The 25,542-nt window shown below is 45.2% G+C and carries 28 protein-coding genes and 1 tRNA gene; 18 read left to right on the forward strand and 11 right to left on the reverse strand.

Going from position 1 to position 25,542, the window contains the following annotated elements; translation table 11 throughout:
* Positions 1 to 32: 32 nt before the first annotated feature.
* From FQV30_RS05680 to pepF, 5 genes are all read left to right on the forward strand, one after another.
* Positions 33 to 1,235 (forward strand): putative glycoside hydrolase, encoded by a 1,203-nt coding sequence (locus FQV30_RS05680; protein WP_146499134.1) that lies wholly within the window; start codon positions 33 to 35, stop codon positions 1,233 to 1,235.
* 370 nt (positions 1,236 to 1,605) lie between these two features.
* Positions 1,606 to 2,001, forward strand: a complete 396-nt coding sequence (gene spxA, locus FQV30_RS05685; RefSeq protein WP_181313694.1) for a transcriptional regulator SpxA — start codon at positions 1,606 to 1,608, stop codon at positions 1,999 to 2,001.
* 246 nt (positions 2,002 to 2,247) lie between these two features.
* Positions 2,248 to 2,904, forward strand: a complete 657-nt coding sequence (gene mecA / locus FQV30_RS05690; RefSeq protein ID WP_146499135.1) for an adaptor protein MecA — start codon at positions 2,248 to 2,250, stop codon at positions 2,902 to 2,904.
* Positions 2,905 to 2,957: 53 nt separating this feature from the next.
* Positions 2,958 to 4,061 (forward strand): competence protein CoiA, encoded by a 1,104-nt coding sequence (locus FQV30_RS05695; RefSeq protein WP_146499136.1) that lies wholly within the window; start codon positions 2,958 to 2,960, stop codon positions 4,059 to 4,061.
* Positions 4,062 to 4,121: 60 nt separating this feature from the next.
* Positions 4,122 to 5,930, forward strand: a complete 1,809-nt coding sequence (gene pepF / locus FQV30_RS05700; protein WP_146499137.1) for an oligoendopeptidase F — start codon at positions 4,122 to 4,124, stop codon at positions 5,928 to 5,930.
* Between the two features lie 376 nt (positions 5,931 to 6,306).
* On the opposite strand, the gene FQV30_RS05705 is transcribed toward pepF, so the two are convergent.
* The 3 genes from FQV30_RS05705 to FQV30_RS05715 all read right to left on the reverse strand — a co-directional run bounded on the left by FQV30_RS05705 (position 6,307) and on the right by FQV30_RS05715 (position 8,207).
* Positions 6,307 to 7,104, reverse strand: coding sequence for a ClpXP adapter SpxH family protein (locus tag FQV30_RS05705; protein WP_146499138.1), 798 nt, complete (start codon positions 7,102 to 7,104; stop codon positions 6,307 to 6,309).
* Entirely contained in the window at positions 7,101 to 7,499 is a 399-nt protein-coding gene (locus tag FQV30_RS05710) for a globin domain-containing protein (protein ID WP_146499139.1), read from the reverse strand. Before FQV30_RS05710 ends, FQV30_RS05705 begins: the two co-directional genes overlap by 4 nt.
* A 126-nt stretch (positions 7,500 to 7,625) precedes the next feature.
* Entirely contained in the window at positions 7,626 to 8,207 is a 582-nt protein-coding gene (locus FQV30_RS05715) for a CYTH domain-containing protein (protein ID WP_146499140.1), read from the reverse strand.
* 309 nt (positions 8,208 to 8,516) lie between these two features.
* Here FQV30_RS05715 and yjbM point away from each other — a divergent pair, with 309 nt between their 5' ends.
* The 3 genes from yjbM to FQV30_RS05730 are packed head-to-tail and all read left to right on the forward strand — an operon-like array spanning position 8,517 to position 10,890.
* Positions 8,517 to 9,194 carry a GTP diphosphokinase gene (yjbM, locus tag FQV30_RS05720; RefSeq protein WP_146499141.1) on the forward strand — a complete coding sequence of 226 codons (678 nt, stop codon included), beginning with the start codon at positions 8,517 to 8,519 and terminating at the stop codon, positions 9,192 to 9,194.
* Entirely contained in the window at positions 9,191 to 9,991 is an 801-nt protein-coding gene (locus FQV30_RS05725; RefSeq protein WP_146499142.1) for an NAD kinase, read from the forward strand. Before yjbM ends, FQV30_RS05725 begins: the two co-directional genes overlap by 4 nt.
* A gap of 11 nt (positions 9,992 to 10,002) precedes the next feature.
* A complete protein-coding gene (locus tag FQV30_RS05730) occupies positions 10,003 to 10,890 on the forward strand; it encodes an RluA family pseudouridine synthase (RefSeq protein WP_146499143.1) in 888 nt (295 codons plus the stop codon).
* Here the strand turns inward: FQV30_RS05730 and prpE are convergent.
* The gene (gene prpE / locus FQV30_RS05735; RefSeq protein ID WP_146499144.1) at positions 10,875 to 11,612 is read right to left on the reverse strand and encodes a bis(5'-nucleosyl)-tetraphosphatase PrpE; all 738 of its coding nucleotides are present in this window, start codon (positions 11,610 to 11,612) and stop codon (positions 10,875 to 10,877) included. The genes FQV30_RS05730 and prpE overlap by 16 nt on opposite strands.
* A 101-nt stretch (positions 11,613 to 11,713) precedes the next feature.
* Between prpE and mgtE the strand changes: the two genes are divergently transcribed.
* Both mgtE and fabI read left to right on the forward strand, forming a co-directional pair.
* Positions 11,714 to 13,084 (forward strand): magnesium transporter, encoded by a 1,371-nt coding sequence (gene mgtE, locus FQV30_RS05740; RefSeq protein ID WP_146499145.1) that lies wholly within the window; start codon positions 11,714 to 11,716, stop codon positions 13,082 to 13,084.
* An 89-nt stretch (positions 13,085 to 13,173) separates the two neighbouring features.
* The gene (gene fabI / locus FQV30_RS05745; protein ID WP_146499146.1) at positions 13,174 to 13,944 is read left to right on the forward strand and encodes an enoyl-ACP reductase FabI; all 771 of its coding nucleotides are present in this window, start codon (positions 13,174 to 13,176) and stop codon (positions 13,942 to 13,944) included.
* A gap of 52 nt (positions 13,945 to 13,996) precedes the next feature.
* Here the strand turns inward: fabI and FQV30_RS05750 are convergent, their stop codons facing one another.
* From FQV30_RS05750 to FQV30_RS05760, 3 genes are all read right to left on the reverse strand, one after another.
* Positions 13,997 to 14,428 carry a GNAT family N-acetyltransferase gene (locus FQV30_RS05750; RefSeq protein ID WP_146499147.1) on the reverse strand — a complete coding sequence of 144 codons (432 nt, stop codon included), beginning with the start codon at positions 14,426 to 14,428 and terminating at the stop codon, positions 13,997 to 13,999.
* Positions 14,429 to 14,947 carry a YjcG family protein gene (locus FQV30_RS05755; protein ID WP_146499148.1) on the reverse strand — a complete coding sequence of 173 codons (519 nt, stop codon included), beginning with the start codon at positions 14,945 to 14,947 and terminating at the stop codon, positions 14,429 to 14,431.
* A 76-nt stretch (positions 14,948 to 15,023) separates the two neighbouring features.
* Positions 15,024 to 15,746 carry an alpha/beta hydrolase gene (locus tag FQV30_RS05760; RefSeq protein WP_146499149.1) on the reverse strand — a complete coding sequence of 241 codons (723 nt, stop codon included), beginning with the start codon at positions 15,744 to 15,746 and terminating at the stop codon, positions 15,024 to 15,026.
* Between the two features lie 105 nt (positions 15,747 to 15,851).
* Here FQV30_RS05760 and FQV30_RS05765 point away from each other — a divergent pair, with 105 nt between their 5' ends.
* The 6 genes from FQV30_RS05765 to FQV30_RS18345 all read left to right on the forward strand — a co-directional run bounded on the left by FQV30_RS05765 (position 15,852) and on the right by FQV30_RS18345 (position 21,280).
* A complete protein-coding gene (locus tag FQV30_RS05765) occupies positions 15,852 to 16,436 on the forward strand; it encodes a phosphatidylglycerophosphatase A family protein (RefSeq protein WP_146499150.1) in 585 nt (194 codons plus the stop codon).
* Between the two features lie 226 nt (positions 16,437 to 16,662).
* Positions 16,663 to 17,658: a TAXI family TRAP transporter solute-binding subunit gene (locus FQV30_RS05770; RefSeq protein ID WP_146499151.1), complete on the forward strand. Its 996-nt coding sequence runs from the start codon at positions 16,663 to 16,665 to the stop codon at positions 17,656 to 17,658.
* Positions 17,659 to 17,730: 72 nt separating this feature from the next.
* The gene (locus tag FQV30_RS05775; protein ID WP_146499152.1) at positions 17,731 to 18,255 is read left to right on the forward strand and encodes a DUF1850 domain-containing protein; all 525 of its coding nucleotides are present in this window, start codon (positions 17,731 to 17,733) and stop codon (positions 18,253 to 18,255) included.
* Entirely contained in the window at positions 18,245 to 20,278 is a 2,034-nt protein-coding gene (locus tag FQV30_RS05780; RefSeq protein WP_146499153.1) for a TRAP transporter permease, read from the forward strand. The genes FQV30_RS05775 and FQV30_RS05780 overlap by 11 nt, the downstream gene beginning before the upstream one ends.
* A gap of 403 nt (positions 20,279 to 20,681) precedes the next feature.
* Positions 20,682 to 21,206 (forward strand): hypothetical protein, encoded by a 525-nt coding sequence (locus tag FQV30_RS05785; protein WP_146499154.1) that lies wholly within the window; start codon positions 20,682 to 20,684, stop codon positions 21,204 to 21,206.
* Positions 21,207 to 21,208: 2 nt separating this feature from the next.
* Positions 21,209 to 21,280 carry a hypothetical protein gene (locus FQV30_RS18345; RefSeq protein ID WP_483312751.1) on the forward strand — a complete coding sequence of 24 codons (72 nt, stop codon included), beginning with the start codon at positions 21,209 to 21,211 and terminating at the stop codon, positions 21,278 to 21,280.
* A gap of 469 nt (positions 21,281 to 21,749) precedes the next feature.
* Here FQV30_RS18345 and FQV30_RS05795 read toward each other — a convergent pair.
* The 3 genes from FQV30_RS05795 to FQV30_RS05805 form a co-directional block, all read right to left on the reverse strand.
* Positions 21,750 to 21,822, reverse strand: a tRNA-Val gene (locus FQV30_RS05795).
* Between the two features lie 253 nt (positions 21,823 to 22,075).
* The gene (locus FQV30_RS05800; RefSeq protein WP_146499155.1) at positions 22,076 to 22,597 is read right to left on the reverse strand and encodes a 2'-5' RNA ligase family protein; all 522 of its coding nucleotides are present in this window, start codon (positions 22,595 to 22,597) and stop codon (positions 22,076 to 22,078) included.
* A 14-nt stretch (positions 22,598 to 22,611) separates the two neighbouring features.
* On the reverse strand, positions 22,612 to 23,325 hold the full coding sequence (locus FQV30_RS05805; RefSeq protein ID WP_146499156.1) for a thermonuclease family protein: 714 nt from the start codon (positions 23,323 to 23,325) through the stop codon (positions 22,612 to 22,614).
* 80 nt (positions 23,326 to 23,405) lie between these two features.
* On the opposite strand from FQV30_RS05805, the gene FQV30_RS05810 reads away from it, so the two are divergent.
* Positions 23,406 to 24,257, forward strand: coding sequence for a DNA-3-methyladenine glycosylase family protein (locus tag FQV30_RS05810; protein ID WP_146499594.1), 852 nt, complete (start codon positions 23,406 to 23,408; stop codon positions 24,255 to 24,257).
* Positions 24,258 to 24,343: 86 nt separating this feature from the next.
* Here FQV30_RS05810 and FQV30_RS17885 read toward each other — a convergent pair whose 3' ends face one another.
* Entirely contained in the window at positions 24,344 to 24,487 is a 144-nt protein-coding gene (locus FQV30_RS17885; RefSeq protein ID WP_186725536.1) for a hypothetical protein, read from the reverse strand.
* A 121-nt stretch (positions 24,488 to 24,608) separates the two neighbouring features.
* On the opposite strand from FQV30_RS17885, the gene FQV30_RS05815 reads away from it, so the two are divergent.
* Complete coding sequence (locus tag FQV30_RS05815; RefSeq protein WP_146499157.1) at positions 24,609 to 25,541, forward strand: Gfo/Idh/MocA family protein; 933 nt, start codon at positions 24,609 to 24,611, stop codon at positions 25,539 to 25,541.
* Position 25,542: the final 1 nt, after the last annotated feature.

Consider the following 25,542-nt stretch of genomic DNA (forward strand, 5'->3'; position numbering starts at 1 on the left):
GAAGGAGAATAGAAGAGAGGATGAATGGCATCATGAAATGGATCAAGTGGACTGCCGCCAGCGCGTTGGCTTTGAGTATGCTCAGCACACCGTCTGTTTTAGCGGCAGAAGGGGAAGCGGCAGAGTTTACAACACGTACATACGATGCAATTAGCATCGACACGAAATTATTGGCTGCTTCACAACTTTATAAATATGATTCCGGCCTTACTTTCGAATATCCCGATGCTGTCCGCGGCATTTTCGTTACTGCACATTCTGCAGGCGGTGAGCGATTCAATAAATTAGTGGACTTGGTGGATTCCACTGATTTGAATGCGATGGTCATTGATATCAAAGAAGATCTTGGCTATCTGACGTACATTCCAAAAGAAGATTCCGAATTAGCAAAGTTGGATATTGGCCAGCCATTTATCAAAGACCCGCGAAAAATGCTTGAAGTATTGGAAGAAAAAGAAATTTATCCCATTGCCCGCGTAGTAGTATTCAAAGACTCGGTGCTTGCCAAAGAAAAGCCGGAACTGTCATTTGTGGATGGAGATTCAGTTTGGAAAAATGGCAGGGGAGAGTCTTTCGTAAATCCTTTTTTGAAAGAAGTATGGGATTATAATGTCCAAATCGCCATCGAAGCAGCTAAGCTTGGATTCAAAGAAATCCAGTTCGATTACGTGCGTTTTCCGGAAGGGTTCGAAAACCGTGCGGATACGCTCAAGTATTCAATGGGTGAATATGAAGACTCCAAACTTGATCCGGTTCAGCGCCGGGTTGAAGCCGTAACGGATTTTGTAGCCTATGCCCGTGAACAATTGAAACCTTACGATGTGGAAGTTTCAGTGGATATTTTCGGTTACTCCGCTACATTGCCCGAAGCGCCAGGCATCGGACAGAACTTCTCAAAAATATCCGAAAATGTGGATGTGATTTCATCCATGATTTATCCGAGCCATTGGACCTCGTATTTCGGGATTGCAAAGCCCGACTTGGAGCCGTATAAATTAGTGGCTGAATACGCAAAGGTCGAGAACAAAAAATTGGGGGAGCTAAAAGATCCTCCTGTTTCGCGGCCATGGCTGCAAGATTTCACCGCTTCGTATCTCGGCAGTGGGAACTATAAGAATTATGGGAAAGCGGAAGTGGAAGCGCAAATAAAAGCGCTGAAAGACAATGGCATTGATGAGTACCTGCTGTGGAATGCCGGCAATACCTATTCTGAAGGTGTAGATTATACCCCTTGATTCAACAATCGAGAAAAAAGAGCCAATCCTACAGGATCGGTTCTTTTTTTATGAAACTTAATAGCTTTAAAAACGTACTATAAGTATAAGGATAATTTTCAAGAAGAAAATGTAATTGAGAATAAAAAAATACAGAAACATGTTTAAACGCAGATGGCCGCGGGTACAAAAAGGTATACTAGAAGAAGCCAAAAATATTTAACGATAATGTGACAATCCTTATATCTATTTTAAGTTTTTTGTCAATAGTATATTCATTTTTCGCTAAGTATTGTATAATGAATGTAAAGCCTCTAGATTATACTGATTCTTATTTGATAATAGATTATTTTGTATTCTCTTGATATTCGAAAGGAAGTGTTCAATTATGATGGTAACTTTATTTACTTCTCCAAGCTGTACTTCGTGTCGTAAAGCAAAAGCCTGGTTAGAAGAACATGAAATTCCATATACAGAACGCAATATTTTTTCTGAGCCATTAACAATCAGTGAAATCAAAGAAATTTTGCGTATGACTGAAGATGGAACGGATGAAATTATTTCGACTCGTTCGAAGATTTTCCAAAAATTGAATGTAGATGTTGAAAGTTTACCGCTTCAACGTTTATATGAATTGATTCAAGAGCATCCTGGATTGCTTCGCCGTCCGATTATCATGGATGAAAAGCGTTTGCAGGTCGGATACAACGAAGACGAAATTCGCCGTTTCCTACCACGCAAAGTTAGAGCATACCAGTTGCTTGAAGCACAGCGTTTGGTAAACTGACATAAGCTAAAAAGCTGTCCGGTCTTTATGACACCTCATAATGGATCCTAGGGCAGCTTTTCTGTATTCTATACTGTTGCAATTGTTTGTTAATTCAACTAGACTACTATTTACTTGAAGCCCAAAATGCTTTCAGGCAGAAACTTTTATTTTAGGCTTTAAAAAAGATATAATTAAGACAGCAACACTGCACGACTTATGAGGAAGTCCTCTTAGTCCAATTCGAAAGGAAAGGAGAGGTGTAAAATGGAAATAGAACGCATTAATGATAATACAGTGAAATTTTACATTTCCTATCTAGACGTAGAAGAGCGTGGGTTTAGTCGTGATGAAATCTGGTTTAACAGAGACAAGAGTGAAGAGCTTTTCTGGGAAATGATGGATGAAGTCAACGAGGAAGCTGACTTTGTCATGGAAGGTCCTCTCTGGATACAAGTCCAAGCAATGGATAAGGGACTTGAAGTAACAGTTACAAAAGCTCAACTTACGAAAGATGGGCAAAAACTAGATTTGCCTGATGATATAGATGACCGTCGTAAAATGTTTTCGAGTGATGATGCAGCAGCACCGGAATTTGACGAGTTTGAACCTGTATTTGATGAGCCGGACTTTAAGAAACTGGAATACACATTTGTATTTTCAGAAGTAGATGAATTGCTGCCGATCGCCCGCAGGTTGATGTATGTGCCGATTGAAACTGCTCTCTATCATTTTGAAAACAAATATTATCTGTACGCCAGCTTTGATGAAATCTTACATTCAGATGATGACGTTAAAAATAATATAAGCGTGTTTACCGAATACCTGCAAACATCGCCTGTCACTATCCATCGTTTAGAAGAGTATGGGAAAGAAATTTTTAAAGAAGATGCACTATCCAATGTGCTGCATTATTTCGGATAAGGCCTCCTTTTGGAGGTCTTTTTTTATTGTCTTTTTATGGAAGTTTTCTTACAATGGACAAAAGGAGAGTGATTTGTATTTTAGTGGCAGCTACAAAAGATGGTGGGTTGTTTTATCTGATTCGGCCATATGCTAAAGAAGAGCTGGCAATCATCAAAAAAAGCTCGCAATTTTATTGTCCCGTATGTGGCTCTTCGGTCATCATGAAAATTGGTGAAGTTAAACTTCCGCATTTTTCCCATAAATCCCTTTCTCGCTGTGATTCCTATAGTGAGCCAGAGTCCTCGCTGCATCTTCAAGGAAAAAATCTGCTTTTTCAATTCTTCAAATCTCAAAACCTCCCAGTAGAACTCGAAAAATATCTTCCGGCTATTCGCCAAAGGGCCGACTTGCTTGTCGATGGTCACATTGCAGTTGAATTTCAGTGCAGTTCGATCCCCGCCTCTCAAATTGCCGGCAGATCCAATGGATACTCCAGGTTAGGCATGTCCGCAATTTGGATTGGAGGGCTGGCAGAACCTATAATAGAAGGCATTCAAAAGCTAAAGCTGACAGGAGGGAAAAAGGAGATGTTTCGCCAAAAACAGAAGAATCCCTATCTCCTATTATTTATGCCGGAGGAAAACCGCTTTTATTATTTGTCCAACTTGATTTATATCAGCGGCAGCCAATGGATTGGAAAAGTAAAGTCGCTCGCTGCCTCAAAGCAGCAATATCCTTTTGCGGTTCCCAAGCGAATGACATTGAAAGAATTTGAAATTATGTATTGTTTATTTTATCAGTCCCGGAAAAAGTTTGTGTCTTCCCAAGTTTATGCGAAAAACAGAGTGCAAAATCCGTTTTGGAGAAGCTGCTATGAGTTGAGGCTGGATGTCCGAGATTTGCCGGATGCGATTGGGGTCCCGATGAAAAATGCTGAATTTATCCTTTGCAATGCGGTATTATGGCAATTGCAAGCGGTTGAAGGAGCCCGGAAAGGAATGTCAGCAGCATCTTTGGTCCAGTCGGGAAAACTTCCGGTTCATCCATCTTTTCGGGCAGAAGCGGAGACGCTTATAAAGTCTTATTTGTCTGTCTATGATATGTTGAAAGAGCAGCGGGTGGGAGAAATTGGCTTTTTGAATCTTCTATATGATTTTCATTGCAAAACCTTATGAAAATTGAGAAAATATTAAGTAGTTCGATTCCCTAAAGAAAGGGAAAAAGGAGGAAATAGAATGGCAAATAAAACATTGACGCGAAATGAGATACCTACTGAACTGACTTGGAAGCTCGAAGATATTTTTGAAACTGATGAAGCATGGGAAGCAGAGTTCAGGGAAGTGGCGGCGCTTGCGGAGAAGTCTGGTTCATACCAAGGAAAATTAAAAGACGGTGCTGAAGCTTTGTATGAGGTTTTGGTTTACAGAGACGAATTATACGAACGCGTCCAGAAACTTTATACATATTCACATATGCGCTATGACCAGGATACCACGAATTCTAAATACCAAGCGATGGACAGCCGCATGAAGTCGTTGTACGCCAAAATATCGGCAGGCATGTCGTTTCTGACCCCGGAAATCCTGGAAATGGATGAATCTGTCCTTAACAGCTATGTAGAAGGCCACGAGGGCTTAGGTTTATACAAACAGGCATTGGATGAACTGAACTCCATGCGGCCGCATGTACTGCCCGCAGAACAGGAATCCTTGCTGGCCCAGCTTGCAGAGGTTTCAGGTGCATCTTCGGAAACGTTCGGCATGCTGAACAATGCAGACTTGGAATTCCCGGCCATTGAAAACGAAAAAGGCGAACAAGTGCAAATCACGCACGGAAATTATAGCAAGCTGCTGGAAAGCAAAGACCGTCGTGTCCGGGAAGCCGCTTTCAAAGCTGTTTACGAGACATATGGGAAATTCCGCAATACGTTTGCATCCACACTTTCAGGAAACGTAAAACGTGACAACGTCAATGCGCGCATCCGGAAATTTGAATCTGCCCGCCAAGCTGCTTTGGCAGACAATCATATCCCGGAAACTGTATACGATAACCTGATTGAAACCGTTCATAACAATTTGCACTTGCTCCATCGCTATGCAGCGCTTCGAAAAGAAGTGCTGGGAGTCGATCAAGTTCATATGTACGATATGTATACGCCGCTTGTGCAAGAAGTGGAGATGGAAATTCCTTATGAAAAAGCGACTGATTTAGTGCTTAAAGGCTTGGATGCTCTCGGAGAAGAATATACAAGCATTGTCGAAACGGGCATAAACAATCGTTGGGTGGATGTCAAAGAAAACAAAGGGAAGCGCAGCGGCGCATATTCTTCAGGAGCGTACGGAACCAATCCATACATTTTGATGAATTGGCAGGATAATGTGAACAATTTGTTTACACTGGCGCATGAATTCGGCCATAGTGTCCATAGCCACTATACACGCAGTTCCCAGCCTTTCGTTTATGGAAACTATTCGATTTTTGTGGCAGAAGTGGCTTCTACTTGCAACGAAGCCCTATTGAACGAATATATGGTAAAGACGACCGAAGATGACCAGGAGCGCATATACCTCCTAAATTACTGGCTGGACGGTTTTAGGGGCACAGTATTCCGCCAGACAATGTTCGCTGAATTTGAGCATTTGATCCATCAGATGGACCAGAATGGCGAAGCGTTGACGGCCGACCGTTTAACGGAAGTCTATTATGAGCTGAACAAAAAGTATTTTGGCGAAGATGTGGCAGTAGATGAAGAAATCGGGTTGGAATGGGCGCGCATTCCGCATTTCTACTATAATTATTACGTATATCAATATGCAACTGGATTTAGTGCGGCAACTGCTCTGAGCAAGGGAATTTTAGAAGAAGGGCAGCCGGCAGTCGATCGCTATATCAATGAATTCTTGAAGGCAGGAAGTTCCGACTATCCGATTGAAGTCTTGAAAAAAGCAGGGGTCGACATGACTTCTTCCCAACCGATAGAAGAAGCATGCCAAGTTTTTGAGCAAAAACTGAATGAGCTGGAAAAGTTGCTTTTGAAAAAATAAAGGAAAAGGAGAAGGGAAAAGATTTTTTTCACTTCTCCTTTTTATTTTCTTAAAATAACTTTGGAGATATAGGGGATTGATTCATGAGTGATGGTTTTTGACAAATTTGTGAAATTGCATGTGAAAGATTGTGTTAACTATTATTTCATGATAAGGTTAAGGTGTGAAATAAATCACATACAAACATACACCCCTTTGTTTGAGCGTGAACATTTCTCCCATCCCCTTTGTGTAATGGAAAAGGCCTCTTCCGGACGTGGAAGGGGCCTTTTCTCGTGGGTGGAGATCCCAGTTTTAAGCAAAAAAGAAATATGGCTTATAAACAGCGGCAGTTCTATGGAAACTAAGATAACCTATCCGCCAGTTGGCGGATAGGTTATTTTAGTTTCCATAATGTATCTTCAGCTAAACTGATTCGCTCTAATTTTTGCTGGAGCATCTGCTTTTTCAGCTCACGTTCGGCTGTCTGTTCGGAAATATTGTAGATTGAAGCAATTTCTCTTGTTGCCAAAGTGGAATATCTGGAAAAAAGTTCATCCATAGAAGGAGGATTCTGCTTGTTCAAGCTTTTAGTTCCCAGCATTTCCTGCAAGATGGTTTGATAGACGTTGTAAGGATAAAGGCCGGATACTTTCACGCCTTCGTCTTCGATGCATTCGTTGAAGAAAACGATGCTTGGGACCTCGTTGACTTCCATTTCACGGGTGATCTGCAGATCGCATTGAAAAGCTTTCGCTGTATGCACCGAGTGGAAGTCACGCTTGAATTCTTCCTGGTCCAATTCAGCTTCCCCAGCTATTTCCAATAAAATAGAATAACAAGACACGTCTTTTGTCTTTAGCAACAAGTATTCCTGCATTTTATGCAAGAAGCGGTTTCCTGCCCGCTTGCCTTGAAGTTCGGCAGCTTTCACCGCTACAGAAGCCAGCACGGGATGGGAGAGATTATCAACATCAATAATTGACGTTTTGCCGATTGAATTCAAATTAGTAAGTTTAGTGCTCAATACAATCTGCATTGAGAAATAATGGCCATATTCAATTTGCAATTTACGGATGATTGCTTGAAGTTCCCAGCACTGAGAGTTGAGCGGATCCATGAAAATATACAATTCCAAGGGTTTGAGCGCGCTCGATTTTTCAGGGGTCTCCGGGAAAAGCTCTGTATTGCTCACTCCATTTCCTCCTCACTATCTTGCTCGTTGACCATATGATGCGCAGTCAGAACAAGGCGATTATAGAAGGTTTCACGTAATTTGCCTGACAAGCCCACTTCATCCATAGCTTCACTCATACACTCCAGCCATGCTTGAGCACGGTCGGGAGTGATTGGGAATGGATGATGGCGCATTTTTAATCGTGGATGTCCGTGTTCTTCGGAATATATATTAGGTCCGCCTAAATATTGGGTCATAAACTGTTTTTGTTTTCGTGCGGTTTCAGTTAAATCGTCAGGAAAGATCGGCTGCAGCTTTGGATGCTGTGCCACACGAGCATAAAATGCGTCGATTAACTGTGACAGGCGTTCCGCACCAATTTCTTCGTACGGAATAATCGGTTTTCCAGTCATCATTGTGTCTCCTTTGCTTTAGCTGTAAATTCATTCTAACAACGGAGAGAAAATTTCTCAAACAAATCGACTGACCTATAGTTTTCGGAACAGCAAATATCATAAAATTTTCAGCCAGCATAAGAGTCAAGGCAACGATCTGGCGGCTTTCATAAAACGGGCGATTTTTTTATCTGCAGGATGAACAGGAACGCTGTGTTCCGTTAGAAACCGATTGAATATTTGTTGGCCGGAAGCGGCGTCTGTCACTTCGTATTCGACCTCAAAATCTTCTTGGCCATTGTAAAGTGAATGGTCCAGTACCAGCAAACCGCCATGGTATTCAAATTCAATTCGGCGGGTGGTCAATGTGCCGATTGGGCGAAGCGCCTTCCAGTCAATGCCTTTTTCGTTGAGTGCGTGCAGCACTTCTGTGGCAGCGAATGAAACAGCTTGGCGGATGTGTCGGGCTTCTTGGGTGGTCAGCAGATCTGTGATTTCAAGATTTCCTTCCGGGGCAGGAATTTTCATTGTGCACTCGAACCGGTCCGATTTCTTCCGGATCCTGAGAGCGCAGCCCTTTTCTTTCAATTGAAAATCAGATGTGTCGAAATACTGGTTTTCTTGAGTTACAGCGTCACTTGGCTGAAACTTGAAAAAAGAAAGCAGCTCTTCGTATTTTTCCTGCGTCAGCATATTTTTGAATTCAATTTCAAGTTCTTTCGTCATCTTTAACACCTCTCCAATAATTTTATTATCTGATAGTTTTCAGCAAACTGCAACGATGCAGGAGCTGTGTTAAAATATTAATAGCGTTAAGCGTAAAAAAAGACTTGCTTGCTGAAGCCAGTTGAAGTTGGAAAAAGGAGCCAGTACAGGCACTAGATCCAGGACTGCGGCAAGAAGAACGGCATCGGACTCCGGCGTGTGAAATGGATTTGGCTGGGGAATCCTGTAAGGAACGGCAAATACGCAGTAACGGTAATTTTCATGAGGCACTTGCTTCACGAGCGCAAAAAGAAGCGGGGAGGATCACCTATGGGTCAATGGGATCGTTTTTTAGCACCATATAAACAAGCAGTAGATGAATTGAAAATTAAATTCAAAGGCATGCGCGGACAGTTTGAAACAGAAAGTGCAAATTCACCCATTGAATTTGTCACAGGCCGTGTGAAGCCGCTGGCAAGTATTTACGATAAAACACTCGAAAAAGGCATTCCCTTTGAGCCATCAGAAAAACTTGCCCATGAACTTCAAGATATTGCTGGGCTGCGGATGATGTGCCAGTTTGTCAGCGATATTGAAACCGTTGTAGGCTTGCTGCGCCAACGGAATGATTTGCGGATTGTGGAAGAGAAGGATTATATTTCCCAGGAGAAGCAAAGCGGATACCGGTCTTACCATGTCATCGTTGAATATCCTGTCCAAACAATCAATGGGGAACAGCTGATTCTGGCTGAAATCCAGATTCGGACGTTAGCAATGAATTTTTGGGCATCAATCGAACATTCGCTCAATTATAAATACAAAGGGATTTTTCCCGACGAAATCAAGCTCCGGCTGCAGCGTGCAGCCGAGGCGGCATTTCAGCTGGATGAAGAGATGTCGAAAATAAGGGATGAAATTCAGGAAGCTCAAGTATATTTCAGCGAATTCAAAGAATCGCCGAACACGCATTTTCCAACTGACAGGAAAGGGGAGCAAACAAACAGATGAAATTTTTTATCATATCCAGAACCGATGACCTCTCCAACGACTTAATGGCAAAAGCACGGGCATATTTGGAAGATTTTGATATGGCTTGGGATGAAGAATCTCCGGATGTCGTCCTTTCAATCGGCGGGGACGGAACATTGCTCCATGCCTTCCATAAATACAAAGATCAGTTGGATACCGTAGCTTTTGTCGGCATACATACGGGACATCTCGGATTTTATGCGGACTGGAAACCCATCGAGATTGAAAAATTGGTATTGTCCATTGCGAAAAAAGAATACGAAGTTATCGAGTATCCGCTGGTGGAAGTCAGTGTCCATTACCAGAATTCCGAAAAGCCGGCCGTTTATCTTGCCTTGAATGAGTCTACCGTCAAGTCTCCCGAAGTGACGCTGGTTATGGATGTCTTTTTGAATGAAAGCCATTTTGAGCGTTTCAGAGGCGATGGCTTGTGCATGTCGACCCCTTCAGGAAGCACCGCCTATAACAAAGCTTTGGGAGGAGCCATCATCCATCCATCGCTCCAGGCCATGCAGCTGACCGAAATGGCCTCCATCAACAACCGGGTCTTCCGGACGGTGGGTTCGCCGCTCGTGCTGCCTGCGCATCACCGGTGTGTACTGCGACCGGTCAAAGCACCGGATTTCATGGTGACAATCGACCATATCCAATTGCTTCATAAAGATGTTAAATCGATTGAATATAGAGTAGCTGATGAAAAAGTTCGATTCGCGCGTTTCCGTGCGTTCCCGTTTTGGAAACGGGTCCATGATTCTTTCATTGACAGCGAAAAATAAAGGTGGAACAAATGAAACCATTTCAATTAACTTATGTCGCCACGGATTCAGTACTTCTTCGCGAAGCATTAAGCGGCTGGGGCATTTCCAAACGGACGCTGGCATCTGTCAAATACAGCGGCGGCCGAATTCTAGTGAATGGCAAGGAAGTAACGGTCCGGCATGTCTTGGAAAAAGATGATGCCGTGACCGTTATTTTTCCGAATGAAGAACGAGGGGAAGGATTGATCGCAGAGGAAGGGCCGCTGGAAGTTGTGTACGAGGATGAAGCATTGCTGATCATCAATAAGCCGCCGGTCCAAAATACGATTCCGTCGCGTGAACATCCGACAGGCAGCCTGGCCAATATTGTGGCAAAGTATTTTGAAGAACAAGGCATCCCTGCAACGCTTCATATTGCGACTCGCCTTGACCGTGATACATCCGGGCTTGTGTGCATCGCAAAAAACCGCCACATTCATCATATGCTTTCCATGCAGCAGCAGGAAAAAAAGATGAAAAGGCGGTATCAGGCGCTTGTCCATGGCTTGGTGGAGGACTCGGAATTCATCATCACGGAACCGATCGGCCGAAAAAGCACCAGCATCATTGAAAGGGAAGTGCGCCAAGACGGCCAATTTGCAGAAACGCAAGTTCAGGTGCGCAGCCATTTTGGCAGCTATTCACATGTGCAGCTGCAGCTTAATACCGGCAGAACCCACCAAATCAGGGTCCATCTTTCCCATATCGGCCATCCGCTGCTCGGCGATGACCTGTACGGCGGCAAGCGGGACTTGATCTCCCGCCAAGCACTTCATTGCGGTGAACTTGAACTCGTCCATCCTACGACAGGAAAACGGTTGAACTTCACTTCTCCGCTGAACGATGATATGGCAAGCCTGCTTCAAATGAATTTGTGAAAGCGTTCGGGCTGGTATGGCTGAAAAGAAGGGACGGAGACAGTGGTTTTTTCAGGATAGCGAAACGCCGTAAGGCAGCCTCCGAAAACACAGCCGGTGTCTATATTTGCCGTATTATTGATGATATATGGCTCTTCAGTGGGAGTATGTCCATAAACAACCCATTTCTCCGCTTTATAGGATTTTGCCCAGTCCCTTCTGACCGGCCGGCCATAGGCGTCGATTTTGCCGGTTGTATCGCCATATAAGACGAATGCGGCAATACTTTTGCTAAGGGGTTTGCCCAGCATGTCAGCTTTGATGCCGGCATGGGCGACAACCAGACCGCCCTCAAGCTCCAGGTAGAGCGGCAGATCTTCATAAAACCGCAAATAGCGGGAGCGGAATTGCTGCTGCTCTTTTTTGGGCAGCCGGTGCCATTCGTTGACTGTAGTTTCCAATCCATGGGTCAATTGGACGCGGTTGCCTTTGAAAAAGCGATAAAGTTTATTGCAGTGGTTGCCCGGGCAATAATAGAGGGTGCGGTCTTCTTGCATTTCAAATAGCAAGCGCAGCACTGCGAGCGAGTCCGGTCCGCGGTCCATGGCATCGCCGACAAAAACGAGCTGGCGCCCTTTTGGGTGGACGTATCTGCCTTGCCGTTTTTCATAGCCCAGCATGCTGAAAAGCTCGAGCAGTTCGGCGTAGCACCCGTGGATATCGCCGATAATATCGTATTTCAATCGGATCACCTCATTTACCAGAATTGCCTCTGTACATAGACATAGTGTAACGTATAGAATACAAAAGCAGGAAGCTAAACACTTGAAAGGAGGGAGCATACATGATTGAAGAAAAAACAGTTCGCGATGAAGAATTGAACGAAGAGCTGTTGATGGAGTTGTTGGAACGCGGGGAAGTTGAAACTTTCAGGGAAGAGTTTTTGTCATATCATCCATACGATCAAGCTGTATTTTATGAAAAAGCGGAACCCGAAATGCGCGAGCTGCTGTATCAGTATCTCTCTCCGAAGGAAATGGCCCTTATTTTTGCGGCCATTGATCTGGACGACGAAGAGTACGAAGAATTCTTCAAAGAATTGAATTCGATATATGCCGCGGATATGCTTTCAAATATGTCAACAGATGACGCGGTCGATGTTCTCAATAACTTGAACAAAGAACAAGTGGCTACCTATTTGTCGATCATGGATAAAGAATCCGCCAGACAAATAAAAGACTTGCTCCATTATGAAGAATATACGGCCGGCTCTATCATGACGACGGAATTTGTGGCTATACCACAAAATTCCACTGTCCGGTCAGCTATGAATATCCTGAGAAACGCGGCTCCGAACGCGGAAACTATTTATTATGTTTTCGTTATCGACAGCGAACGCAAACTGACAGGAATCGTGACCTTGCGGGATTTGATCATTGCCGATGAAGACACGCTGATTTCTTCCATCATGAGCGAACGGGTTGTCAGCGTTTCCGTTGGGGAAGACCAAGAAGAAGTGGCGCGGATGATCAAAGACTATGATTTTCTGGCAATGCCGGTAGTGGATTTCCAAAATCATTTGCTTGGCATCATTACGGTCGATGATATTATCGATGTTTTGGACGAAGAAGCTTCTGATGACTACTCCAAGCTTGCAGGGGTTACCGATATGGACAACTTCGACAAGGGTCCTTTCACAGCTGCGAAAAAACGGCTGCCTTGGCTTATTTTATTGACGTTCCTCGGCATGCTTACGGCCAACTTGATGGGCCTTTTTGAAGCGACGCTAGACCAAGTGGCGCTGCTTGCGGTTTTTATCCCGCTAATTGCAGGAATGGCCGGAAATAGCGGGACACAGGCGCTTGCTGTGGCAGTCCGTGGTATTGCCACCGGGGATATTGAAGAAGAAAGCAAGGTGAAGCTGCTGTTAAGAGAAGCCGGGACAGGGCTGATCACGGGTGTTGTATGCGGAATAGTGGTCATTGGGCTCGTATACTTCTGGAAAGGCGAGTTGCTGATCGGCATGTTGGTCGGCACAGCTGTCATGGGTTCGATTTTCGTGGCGACACTTGCGGGTTCTTTTATCCCGTTGTTGATCCATCGAATGAAAATCGATCCAGCTGTCGCTTCTGGGCCATTCATCACAACATTGAACGATATCATTTCAATCTTGATATATCTTGGTTTAGCCACTACCTTTTTAAGCCAGCTTTAGAAAAGTGCGAATTGCACTTTTCTTTTTTATAAGGTAATATTAGTACCAGGTAATAAATCGAGATAATAATAGATGCAGGAGGAATTGGAATGTCGATATCATTAGCAGGAAAAACTTTCGTTATTATGGGTGTTGCTAACAAACGTAGCATCGCATGGGGAATTGCCCGGTCATTGGATCAATCAGGAGCCAACCTCATTTTCACATACGCTGGGGAGCGTTTTGAAAAATCAGTCCGGGATTTGGTTGCAACGCTTGATGGCAACCACGAACTTGTCTTGCCATGTGATGTAACAAGTGATGAAGATGTTGAGAAATGCTTCGAGACGATCAAAGAAAAAGTCGGGACGATCCATGGCCTGGCTCACTGTATCGCGTTTGCAAAAACGGAAGAACTGGCTGGCAACTTCTCAGATACATCAAGAGACGGATTTTTGCTTGCGCAAAACATTTCTTCTTATTCCCTGACAATTATTTCGAAATATGCGAAGCCGCTTATGTCAGAAGGCGGAAGCATTGTGGCATTGACTTATATTGGAGGCGAGCGCGTGATGCCGAACTACAACGTCATGGGTGTCGCTAAAGCTTCTCTTGAGATGTCAGTGCGCTACTTGGCAGCGGATCTTGGAAAACACAACATCCGCGTCAACGCTATTTCTTCTGGCCCGATCCGGACATTGTCTGCAAAAGGAATCAGCGACTTTAACACGATCCTTCATGAAATCGAAGAAAAAGCGCCGCTGCACCGCAACACGACGCCTGAAGAAGTCGGCGATACAGCAGTGTTCCTATTCAGCGAAATGTCCCGCGGCATTACAGGGGAAACCATTCACGTCGATAGCGGGTACCACGTTCTTTAAGAATCAGCAAAAAGCAGCTCTGCCGATAAGGCAGAGCTGCTTTTTCATGTTTCTACAGTATATTTTTTTCCATTGAATGATGGGAGATGCCTGCTTCGAAAAATTCCGGCGAAGTGATGGCATAGCCCAGCTTTTCGTAAAAAGGAATAGCGTATGATTGCGCATTCAGTTTTAATCTGTTCATTCCGATAGTGCGGGCATGTTCTTCCATTGCTTGCATGACGAGAACACCGATATGCTGTCCGCGGTATTCCGGCAAGACGCAGACGCGTTCGACCTTGCCGGTTCCAGGTTCAAGCTCCCGGATGCGGCCGGCGGCTATCGGCTCTTCAAGCTGATAGCCGACAAAATGAACCGCTGTTGCGTCGTTGGCATCCATTTCAATACTTGCCGGAACGCCTTGTTCTTCGATAAACACTGTTCTCCGGATTTCCATAGCTTGTTCTTTTTCTAAAGGGGTGGCGGCTACTTTGACTTTCTGCAATTATTGCTCATCTCCAGTTAAACGGAATGTATCGAAAACAGTCCACGAACCATCTTCCAATTGGTACAGGAGGTGGATCCGGTCGATAATCTCTTCGTGGTCGACTCCCGCCATTTTCAATTGTCCGAGAACATCGGCGTGTTCTGCATCAGACATTTTTTGGGCAATGGTGATATGCGGCACATACGTATACTTTGTCTCTTTGCTGAAAGGTTCTGTGTGCAGATTTTTGTGTATCGCCAAAATTTCAGGGGTTGCATCCACCTTGAAAAACAACGTGTTGGTCAATGGCGAAAAAGAGCTGACACGAGAAGCACGCAGTTTGAACGGTCGATGGCGTTTTGCAATTTTTGCAATTTCATCAGATATCTCTTTGATTTGGTCATCATCCGCTTCAAATGCATCTTTCAATGTCATGTGAGGGGTGATCAGCTCATAATGCGGATCATAGCGTTTTCGATACGAATTGGCTAAATCCTGTAACTTTTTTGATGGAAATGCAACAACGCCATATTTCATAAAATAGCCTCCTAGTCGATTGAAATAATTTACTGTTTTCATTATAGCAAAGTGTCGAAAGATTGGAAAAGCACAATCAAAGGGCGAAGTTTTGGATGAGGGCCCGTTTCAAATCGGGCTGCCAATGCTTCCATGTATGGTCGCCGTCGAATTCATCGTAAAAAACGGCAAAACCTTTTTGCTGCATTAACTTGTTCAGTTCCCGGTTCGGTTCCAGGAAATCGGCAGTTCCGCCACTTGTCAATTTAACGGCGGTTTCTCCCTTTCCAATCACATGATAGACAGTGAATGCATTGGCTGATGGAAAATCGGCTACTTTCCCAAGCATTTCGCTGCTCACTTTCGGCGATTGCAAAATGACACGTCCGAAAATATTCGGATATTTCAAAGCGGCCATGAGGGAAACTGTGGCAGCGAGCGAATCACCGATCAGTGCGCGCCCCATACCGACCTGGTAAGTCGGATATTTCTCATCAAGGAAAGGCACAAGTTCATGGGCTAAAAAGCGCAAATACGCTTCGTGCTGCTCACCCGTCGGCTCGTATTTTTGGCTGCGGTCCTTGACGCTCTTATATGGAACCCCAACAAAAATGATATTTTCGATTTCCTTGTTTTCGAGCAGTTCATCTGCCACACGCGGTACGCGGCCAAGCTGGAAATAATCTTTGCCATCTGATGCGATGACCACTGTATACTTATATAAAGGGGAAAAATTGGCCGGAAGATAAACAAGCAACTGCATATCTTCCTGCAATTCGTTGCTGAAAATGGTTAAGTCTTGCACCGTTCCTCTGTTCATGAAAAAATCCTCCTATATGGTCTTTGTATGAAAATTGTAACATATTCATTGAAGAGGCGTATAATGAAGGAAGAAAGTAAACCAATAGAGAGAGGGGTTTTATCTATGGATGGAGGAAAATTCCGCGTTCATTCAGATGATGTGACAAAAGCTACACACGACGCCTTGATCCGGCGAGGCGTTACTAACGAAGATATTGCCAAAATCGTTTTGGAGATGCAATTGCCGTATAACGAGGGGCTGACGATCGAGCATTGCATCGAATCAGTGGAAAGCGTTTTGCGCAAACGTGAAATGCAGCACGCCCTTTTAGTGGGAGTGGAACTTGATGAACTGGCAGAGCAAGGAAAGCTCTCCCGTCCGCTCCAATCGATTGTCGGCACGGACGAAGGGCTGTTTGGCGTGGATGAAATGATCGGCCTTGGGGCGGTGCTGACCTATGGCAGCATTGCAGTCACCACTTTCGGCCATCTGGATAAAAACAAAATCGGCGTCATCCGCAAGTTGGATACAAAAGCGGGAGGCGCTGTCCATACATTCTTGGATGATCTTGTTGCGAGTGTAGCTGCTTGTGCGTCAGCAAGAATTGCCCATCGCACACGCGATCTGGAAGAGCAGGGCAAAACCTTCGAAGACTTGGCTCCTGAAGAAACTGTTCCAGAAGCTGGAATAGAAGGAACGGATACTTGATTTCATAATCCAGGCAATGTCCGGATGATTCCCGGCGGCAGGAGAACCACCTGCTGCCGGGATTTTTGTTTCAAGGCCTATGCAGTTCGAAAAATCCAAGGTTCGCAGGCCGCCTCTTTTCAAAGCATATAATTATAATCAGAAAAATTCGTGTTTCAATAGACAGAAAGTAATGTTATGATAAAAAAGAGAAAAAATGAAATTGTCAGAAAAGGGGGAGCTATTAATGGTTAAAAAGAAATCAAGTTTATTTGGTGCTGTTGCACTGGCTGGATCTTTGCTTCTTGCAGGCTGTGGAGGCGGTGGCGGAGAATCGACATCCAGCGGCGGAAGCGAAGGCGGCGGAGAAGCGGCTAATCCGGAATTCCTCAGCGTTTTGACTGGCGGTACGACAGGAACCTATTATCCGCTAGGCGGAGCTATGGCGCAAATCATCGAAACAGAAACTGGCATCGACACGACGGCCGAATCATCCCAGGCTTCTGCAGCCAATATGACAGCACTTGCTGACGGCGGCGGGCAAATTGCGTTTGTTCAAACAGACACAGCTTTTTATGCGGCTGAAGGAACAAATATGTTCGAAGGGGAAGTCATCGATACGGTTTCTGCAATCGGCGCTCTTTATCCTGAAACGATCCAACTGGTGACAACTGAAGGAACTGGCATCACTTCATTTGAAGACCTTGCCGGCAAAAGCGTCTCGGTTGGTGCACCAGGATCAGGAACATATATCAATGCCGAACAATTATTGGAAATCCATGGCATGACAATGGACGATATCAAAGCCCAGAACTTGGACTTTGCGGAATCACAGGAAAGTTTGCAAGCAGGCCAAATCGAAGCGGCGTTCATTACAGCCGGAACACCTACCGGGGCGGTTGAAAGCTTGAGCGCTACTGCTGATGTCGCAATCGTGCCTGTAGCGAAAGACAAAGCGGACGCACTGATCGAAAAATACCCTTATTACGCCCATGATACAGTGCCTGCAGATACTTACGGCATTCCTGAAGAAGTGCCTACAGTATCGGTTTTGGCTATGCTAGTGGTGCAGAACGATCTTTCAGAAGATCTTGTTTACGACATCACAAAAGCAATCTATGAAAACACAGACAAAATCCAGCATGCTAAAGCTGCATTCATCAAACCGGAAACGGCCCTTGAAGGAATCGGCATTCCGGTCCATCCGGGAGCACAAAAATATTTTGACGAAGTAAATCAATAAGCGTAAAAAACAATGACGATAAAGCGCAAGCTTTATCGTCGTTATTTATGTTTTGAAAAAGGGGAAAAAAAGATGAACTTGAAGCGGACTTATTGGATTTTGCTTTCAATATTCGCTTTTGTGCTGATCTTTTCTGCAGCGGCATTTGCTCCGATGCAGAAAAATTACGTATTCATAAACAACAAAAGCGATCAAGTTGCAGCTTATGTTCCAATGGTAGACACTGCTTTTCAGATAAAGTACACCCATTCCATCCATCTTTCTGATGTTCTGGAAAGCTACAAGACCCTTCCTGACAATACATTAGTGGCAACAGAGCTGGAGTATGAAGATTTTAATGTCGGAATGCCTTCCGGTGCAGGAGATGGAGAGGAATTTGTCGAAAAGGACGGGAAATACTTTATCAAAAATATGCAGAGGGAAATGCCGGAATTCAGGCTGCTTGTCGGGGATGTGGACGCGGGTCTGTCTTTTTTGATCAAGGAAAAGGAGCTTGATTTGAAAGCGGCGCTTGAACGGGGCACCTCTTATACATTCCGTGTCCAGCGCCTGTCTTTTTTTCAGCAATTAAAAGGAGTGAACATCTATGAGCAATAAAATGCCGCCGGAAGAAAGGGAAGAAATGAAACTTCCTCATGACGAGGATGTGTTTGTTTCCGAAGAGAAGCAGAAAGAGATTTTACAGAAGTATGATCCCGAATCAAACACGCGCGACTTGGCAGGAATCGCGAAACATGTGGTGTTCTACGGGTTATTGGCTTTTTCATTGTTTCAATTGTATACGGCCATATTTGGACAGTACACAGCATACATTCAGCGTTCCATCCACTTGGGGTTTGCACTGTCACTCATTTTCATATTGTTCCCGGCCCGCAAGAGAAAAGGCGAGCGCCACAAAGTTGCTTGGTATGATTATATTTTATCCTTGCTGGCTATTGCGGTGGCCTTGTATTGGCCGATAATGTATGAAGAGCTGGTATTCCGTGTCGGGCGTGTCACCGAATTGGATCTGGCCGTAGGGATATTGGCCGTTGTATTGACGCTTGAAGCGACGCGCCGAGCTGTAGGGCTTCCCATCACGATCATTTCTTCTTTATTTTTGGCTTATGCTTTTTACGGGCCTTATTTTCCTGGTTTCTTGCGGCACCGCGGGCAAGACCTCGATTCCGTCATCCAATTGATGTTCTACACGACAGACGGAATTCTAGGGACGCCGATCAGTGTGTCGGCAACATTCATATTCGTCTTCCTATTGTTCGGGGCGTTTTTAGTGAAAACAGGTGTCGGACAATACTTCAATGACTTGGCGGTGTCATTGGCAGGACATTTGACTGGGGGACCGGCAAAAGTCGCAATCTTTTCAAGCGCGCTTCAAGGGACGATTTCCGGCAGTTCTGTTGCCAATGTGGTAACGTCAGGTTCTTATACGATTCCAATGATGAAAAAGTTGGGGTATAAAAAAGAATTTGCCGGAGGTGTGGAAGCCGCAGCATCGACCGGGGGGCAGATCATGCCGCCGATTATGGGTGCTGCAGCTTTCTTGATGGTCGAATTCATCGGCGGGGTAACGTATTGGGAAATCGCAAAAGCCGCTGCGATTCCAGCCATTTTGTATTTCTCAGGAGTTTGGATCATGACCCACTTGGAGGCAAAGAGGACGGGTCTGAAAGGTTTATCGAAAGAGGAGATGCCAGATCGGAAAGAAGTTTTGAAAAAATTGTATTTGCTTCTTCCGATCATCGCCATCATTTTCTTCTTGTTTATCGGTATTCCCACAATGCATGCCGCTCTGTACGGAATAGTATTGACGGTTTTGGTCAGTGCGTTCAACAAAGAGACGCGCCTCGGCTTTAAAGATATTATCCATGCGCTTGTCGACGGTGCAAGAACAGCATTGGCTGTTGCTGCAGCAACGGCGGCGGCAGGGATCATTGTCGGAGTCGTCGTTAAAACAGGCCTTGGATTAGGTTTAGCGAACGGCTTGGTTTCCGCATCTGGCGGGAACATCCTATTAACGCTGTTCTTCACGATGCTGGCATCTATCGTTCTTGGAATGGGTTCTCCGACAACAGCAAACTATGTCATCACGTCGACAATTGCCGCTCCTGCAATCATTGCGCTTTTAATGATCGATCAGCCTTTTGGAGCCGCAGTGCCACTGGTTGTAGCTTTGTCCGCCCATTTATTTGTTTTCTACTTCGGGATCATTGCGGATATTACACCTCCCGTGGCCCTTGCAGCTTTTGCCGCATCGGGAATATCCGGTGGGGAACCGATAAAGACCGGGTTTATCGCCGCAAAACTTGCAGCAGCCGCGTTCATCATTCCGTACATGTTTGTATTAAGCCCTGCGCTCCTGATGATCGATACTACTTGGCCGGAGCTGATATGGGTGCTGATTACCGCATTTACCGGAATGATTGCAATCGGTGCCGGTTTGATCGGATTCTGGTACCGGAAACTCAATTGGCTTGAACGGATTATCGCTTTTGCGACCGGTTTGGCTTTGATTTATCCGGAAGGCACCTCTGATGCAATCGGAGCAATTGTCTTTGTAATTCTTTTCATCATTCAATGGATTTCACGCGAAAAGAAAGCACCGCAAACTTCGGAAGCTTAAAAAGGGAAAGGCGGGAGCTGCTGCTCCTGCCTCTTTCGAAAACTACTATTTTAATATTTGGCCAGAAAGACTATTGGACACAAAGAAAAAACCGACTGAACAAAAGTTCAGTCGGTTTTTGGTATGATTCCTAATGGGCTCGAACCAGCGGCCTCTACCCTGTCAAGGAGTGACTTGACTTCCCATAAAGTAGAAGTGCCCGATTTTGATGGATGAACAAGCTTAACGGAGATGGTCATAAGCCTAGACTGCTCAGCATTGCAGAAAAGTATTTTGGAACGGATGGCAAAATAATAGTTTATATAAAAAACATCCTTCAGGGGGCTTTTGCGCGATAAAAGTTTGAATATTCACGTAGCGGGTAACTGGTTGTAAGTAGACTTTTCAAATTAGGGGGGTTAATATGGAAAAAAATAATCGTGATGATTCTGTCCGAAAAGATCGGCAAGATACTCAGCAATTCCAGGCGGCAGATCCAGGTACAGACAGGAATATCGAAAAAGGAGAACAAGGGGATAACGAACTTCGAGAAAGAGGCAGTTCGAACACTAACAACGATAGTTCGAACGAGCCTTACCTTTCAGATGGGGACACCACACTCAGAAAAAAAGACCCGGATAATCCAGCGGACTGGCGGGAATCGGAAACACCAAATCCGAGTAGAGAAACCGGTTGGCAAAAAAGCAATGATTGGGATGACACCATTCGGGAACCAGCGGGAACCTTTACAACGGGAGAACGCGGAAACGTAATAAACAGCGCAACCTGGGATCCAGGGAGTCACATAAGTGAAGAAGATGTAGGGCACGTAGATGTGAATGATTACACCCAAACCACCTCACCTGAAAACCAAACGGAGGAACAACAGACCAAACTTCCCGAAGAGCGCTTAAACGTGAACAAAGACCGTACTCAAAAGGAGAAGTAAGTATAGGAAAGCGCGTGGTGGAGGAAAACCAATCCATTGACGTGCCGATAGAGCGAGAAGAGCTGAAAGGATGAACCAATCCTTCGGCTTTTTTATATGCAAAAACCAAAATAAAAGCAGCCCCCACATCAGGAGCGACCACCGTACGTCGTTTTCAGTAGTTTTTTTCTTTCCTGATTTTTCCTAATCATAAGCAGATCCTGTTGGTGATAAGAGGCATTCCGTTGCTTGGCTGGTAAGGCATTCGTATCTTTCTTACAGGTCTTGCATCTATCTATTTGAGATTTGGCTCTACTTCAGCATCAAGGAACTTTTCAAATACGGAATTAATATTTTCACTTTTGATGATGTTTTCAGGCTTCCGTTTATGCGGCTGCCTTTTAGCAATACGTGATTTCTCTTCAAAAAAGTTAATGGACATAAAAAAACACTTCGTTATTCTGTGGTTTACAGAATAACGAAGTGTTCCGCTCAAAAGTTGAGTGCAGTCCTACGCACGTTCTTTTGAAACTTAATAATAGCAACGCATAGCGTGTGCAAGTATGATTCCTACTGGGCTCGAACCAGCGACCTCTACCCTGTCAAGGTAGCGCTCTCCCAGCTGAGCTAAGGAATCTCATTTCCAGGACAAGTATTATTATATATCGTGTCCCGGAAAGAAGTCAACAACGTTTTATTAGATAATTAGTACGGATTGAATGTTGATTAAGAGCAAAAGGCGGCGACTCCATCGGGCAAAGCGTGAGCCGAAGACACCGGACTGAGCGCAAGCGAAGGAAGCGGCTGAGGCCACGTCCGCGGAAAGCGTCCGCCTGCAGCGACTGGCAAACCAATATTTCTGATGAATTCATAGTATAAGTTTACGTCCTTTATTCCGAGAGAAATACGCTCCATTCCGTTTGGGCGCGCCCTTCCGAAATTGACCAGCATTCAATAGCCGTAGCGGTTCCGTTGAATGGCTCAAATTCAAGAGCCAGCCGCGCGAACAAGGGCCCCCAAAAAGGCGCTGCGACATTGTTCATGACGGTAACGTGCGGCACCCAGCTGTCCGGTAGATATAAACTGTCTTGACCTGTAAACTCACGGGTCGACAAGTTGAGGGAACGATGCAAGTCAGCCAGATCATGCGTAATGACCGGCGACAAATAAAAAGTGCCTTTTTGCTTGAAAAAGCCGAGGGAGGCAAAGGCTATTGGCAGCTGCTTGAACAGTTCAGCCCAAGGTTCTATCGCTTTTTTCAGGTCAAGCGGTTTGGTTTGCGAGAAAGATTGCAATGTAATATGGGGAGGCAAGGAAGTTTCGTTTTTTAGACTTGCCACTTTCCCTTGTTCTTGCATAGTTTCAATTCTACTGGACGAAGCGTAATCGAACCGCAATACGATAACTTGCATCAAAATCCTCCTCTTTACTGGCCAGCGCTTCTAAATCCGGCATCGCGCGCTTCTTGTTCGGAACAGAACCATTTTTCCGGATTGGTTTGTTCATAAGATCCGCTTCCCGGCATATGATAGATTTTATTTCCGTTTCGATTGATGTTGCCTTTGATGTCGCATCCATCGCCTGCTTTTTCTTTGGGAGCGGTTGAGGCTCCATAAGCATCGGCGTTAAACCCTCTGGCTGTTGAATAATCCTCGAATTCCCATATTCCGGTTGCTGCGACGCGCGCTCGTTGTTCCGCTTTTTCAAACTCGTCGACATAGCGGGTGTTTGGCGGATAAACATACGCGACGCGCGCAAGGCCGGACTGGAGCATTTGTTCCTGCACACTTTCGCCGTCAACGTAAATATAGGCGAGCAGCCTGCCGTAATCGTCAAAGCGGGCGCCAACGTCAAACTCGATCGACACATCGCCCGATTCAATAATTCGCTTGTTTTCCTTGGTGGCTTCTTTGCCAAGCGGCTGTTCCCCGAGTGTTGGGTGATTGGTTTCCGGTGTATCGATCAACAGGTAACGAACAGTCTCTTCTTTTCCTTCGTACATGATTTTAATAGTATCCCCGTCAATGACAGAAGTTACTTCCACATCAATTTGATCCGTAGAGCCGCTGGTGTCAGTCGAATCAATCAGCCCGCAGCCAGCCATCAGCAAAAGGCAGAGCATCCAAGCAACTTGTTTCATTCCACATCCCTGCTTTCTGTGTTCATTATATTTTGTTGGGGTGCCGCTTGCAATCGAATGCACGTTCGGTTAGTTTTGGTATAAGGAGGGAGCTTATGCAAATTTCACTGCCATTTATGTATGATTTTGACCGGGCGTTGGACCGTTTGTCTTTAGATCCGCTGCACGCTGTCGATTTGTCCGGGAAAAGTGTCCAAGTCCCGATGCCTGAGGGCAATAGCATCATGGTAAAGGCACTTGGCACAACCGAAAAGCCGGTATTTGCCATCGAAGGGGCCACCAGCGGACAGGAAGGGAGGGTCAAGGAACTTTTCCACTTCCATCAATCCCTGGAACCGATCAACGAGCATTTTAAAGGGACCAGCCTTGCCCATCTTTTCGAAGAGCATAGGGGCACGCCGCTCGTCCGTGAATTTTCCCTTTATGGCTCTTTGATGAAGAGCATTATCCATCAGCAGCTGAACTTGTCGTTCGCCCATACGCTGACAAGCCGTTTTGTGCAGAAGTACGGGGAGGAAAAGGATGGCGTATGGTTTTATCCCGAACCGGACATTATTGCCGGCATAGATGTGAAAGAGCTAAGGGAGCTGCAGTTCAGCACCCGAAAAGCGGAGTACGTTATCGGGCTGTCGCAAGCGATTGCGGAAGGCCGGCTGGATATTGCAGGAATGGAAGAGAAAGCTGACGAGGAGATTACAGCTGAACTGATTTCTTACCGTGGAATTGGCCCATGGACAGCCCAAAACTTTTTATTGTTCGGATTGGGCCGCCCCAATTTGTTTCCGTTAGCGGATATCGGTCTTCAGAACGCCCTGAAGATCCAATGGAAGCTGGCGGAAAAACCGAAAGCGGAAGAAATTCTCAAGCATTTGCCCGGCTGGTCGCCGTATTTGTCGTATGCAGCACTGTATTTATGGCGCAGTCTGGAATAAAAATCAATATAAAACGCCTTTTTCCCCAAACAAGCGAAAAGGCGTTTTTATGTACCTATGCAATTGGAGACGAATAGCGGGCCCAATTATGCGTTTGACTCCAAGTCGAAATGTGCTTCACTGTAATACAAAAAAGATTCCTGTTCAATATCTTCCAATTTTTCTTTGTTCAAGCCGATTTCAAGTTCTCCTGAGAAAATAGGTTCCCACCAGTTTGGCTGATTGTTCATCTTGCATTCCTCCTCGAATTTGTGATCTTAATTGTTTGACTGTTCTATACCCCCAAAGGTTACACTATTAAACAGAGAAACATATTTTGAGCCATTTGGCCTCAAGGGGAAGAGGGATTCCATGATATCGATCGGCATTATTGGAGCAGGAATTGTAGGCGAACGGATCATCAAACAGATCCAGCAGGAAGATGGAGTGGAAATTTCGGTGGTTTACGACGAACAGCAAGAACGATTGGAAACTCTTCACGAAATGTATGGAGTACCGATTGCTGAAACGATGGAAGAGGTGCTGCATTCACCAATCGACTGGCTGTATATCGGCACACCGCCGTCGTCCCATGCTGCTATTGCAAAACTGGCGGCAAACTCGGGCATTCATGTATTGAGCGAAAAACCGCTTGCACATGATGCAGAAGATGGAGAAGCGATGGTGAAAGCGGCAAAGGATTCAGGCGTGCAGACTGCCATGCATTTCCCGCTGATGTACAGCCCGGCTGTCCACGAAATGACCGATAGGATCCGGAACGGAAGCATTGGAAAAATCGTGCGAGTAGAACTGCAGACGTTTTTCCCGGACTGGCCGCGTGCTTGGCAGCAAAATCCGTGGATTGCGTCGCGGAGCCAAGGCGGATTTGTCCGGGAAGTGTTCCCGCATTATTTGCAGCTGATCCATCGCTTGTTTGGGGAGCTTTCTTTAGAATCGCACCTCATCACTTATCCGGCACAACAGGACAAATGCGAAACGGGCATCATCGCCCAAGCGGTTGCCTTGCAATCAGAAATCCCGGTTTTGCTTACCGGACTCAGCGGGATCGGCCAAAAAGAATTGCTGGAGTTCAAAGTGTACGGGGAAGAAGGGGTATTGACTTTAGAAAATTGGTCGACGCTTTATGTTTCAGAAAAACACCAAGAGCGGAAACAGCTTACAGAACTGAAACCGGTGCCCTCGCTGTTCGAAGAAATGAAAAAACAGTCCGCATCGCTTGTGCCTTTTGAAGAGGGGCTGATCATTCAGCGCTATATCGATCATTTATTGACAGAAAAAAGTTGAA

Source organism: Planomicrobium sp. CPCC 101110, assembly GCF_007859395.1.
GTDB lineage: Bacteria > Bacillota > Bacilli > Bacillales_A > Planococcaceae > Planococcus.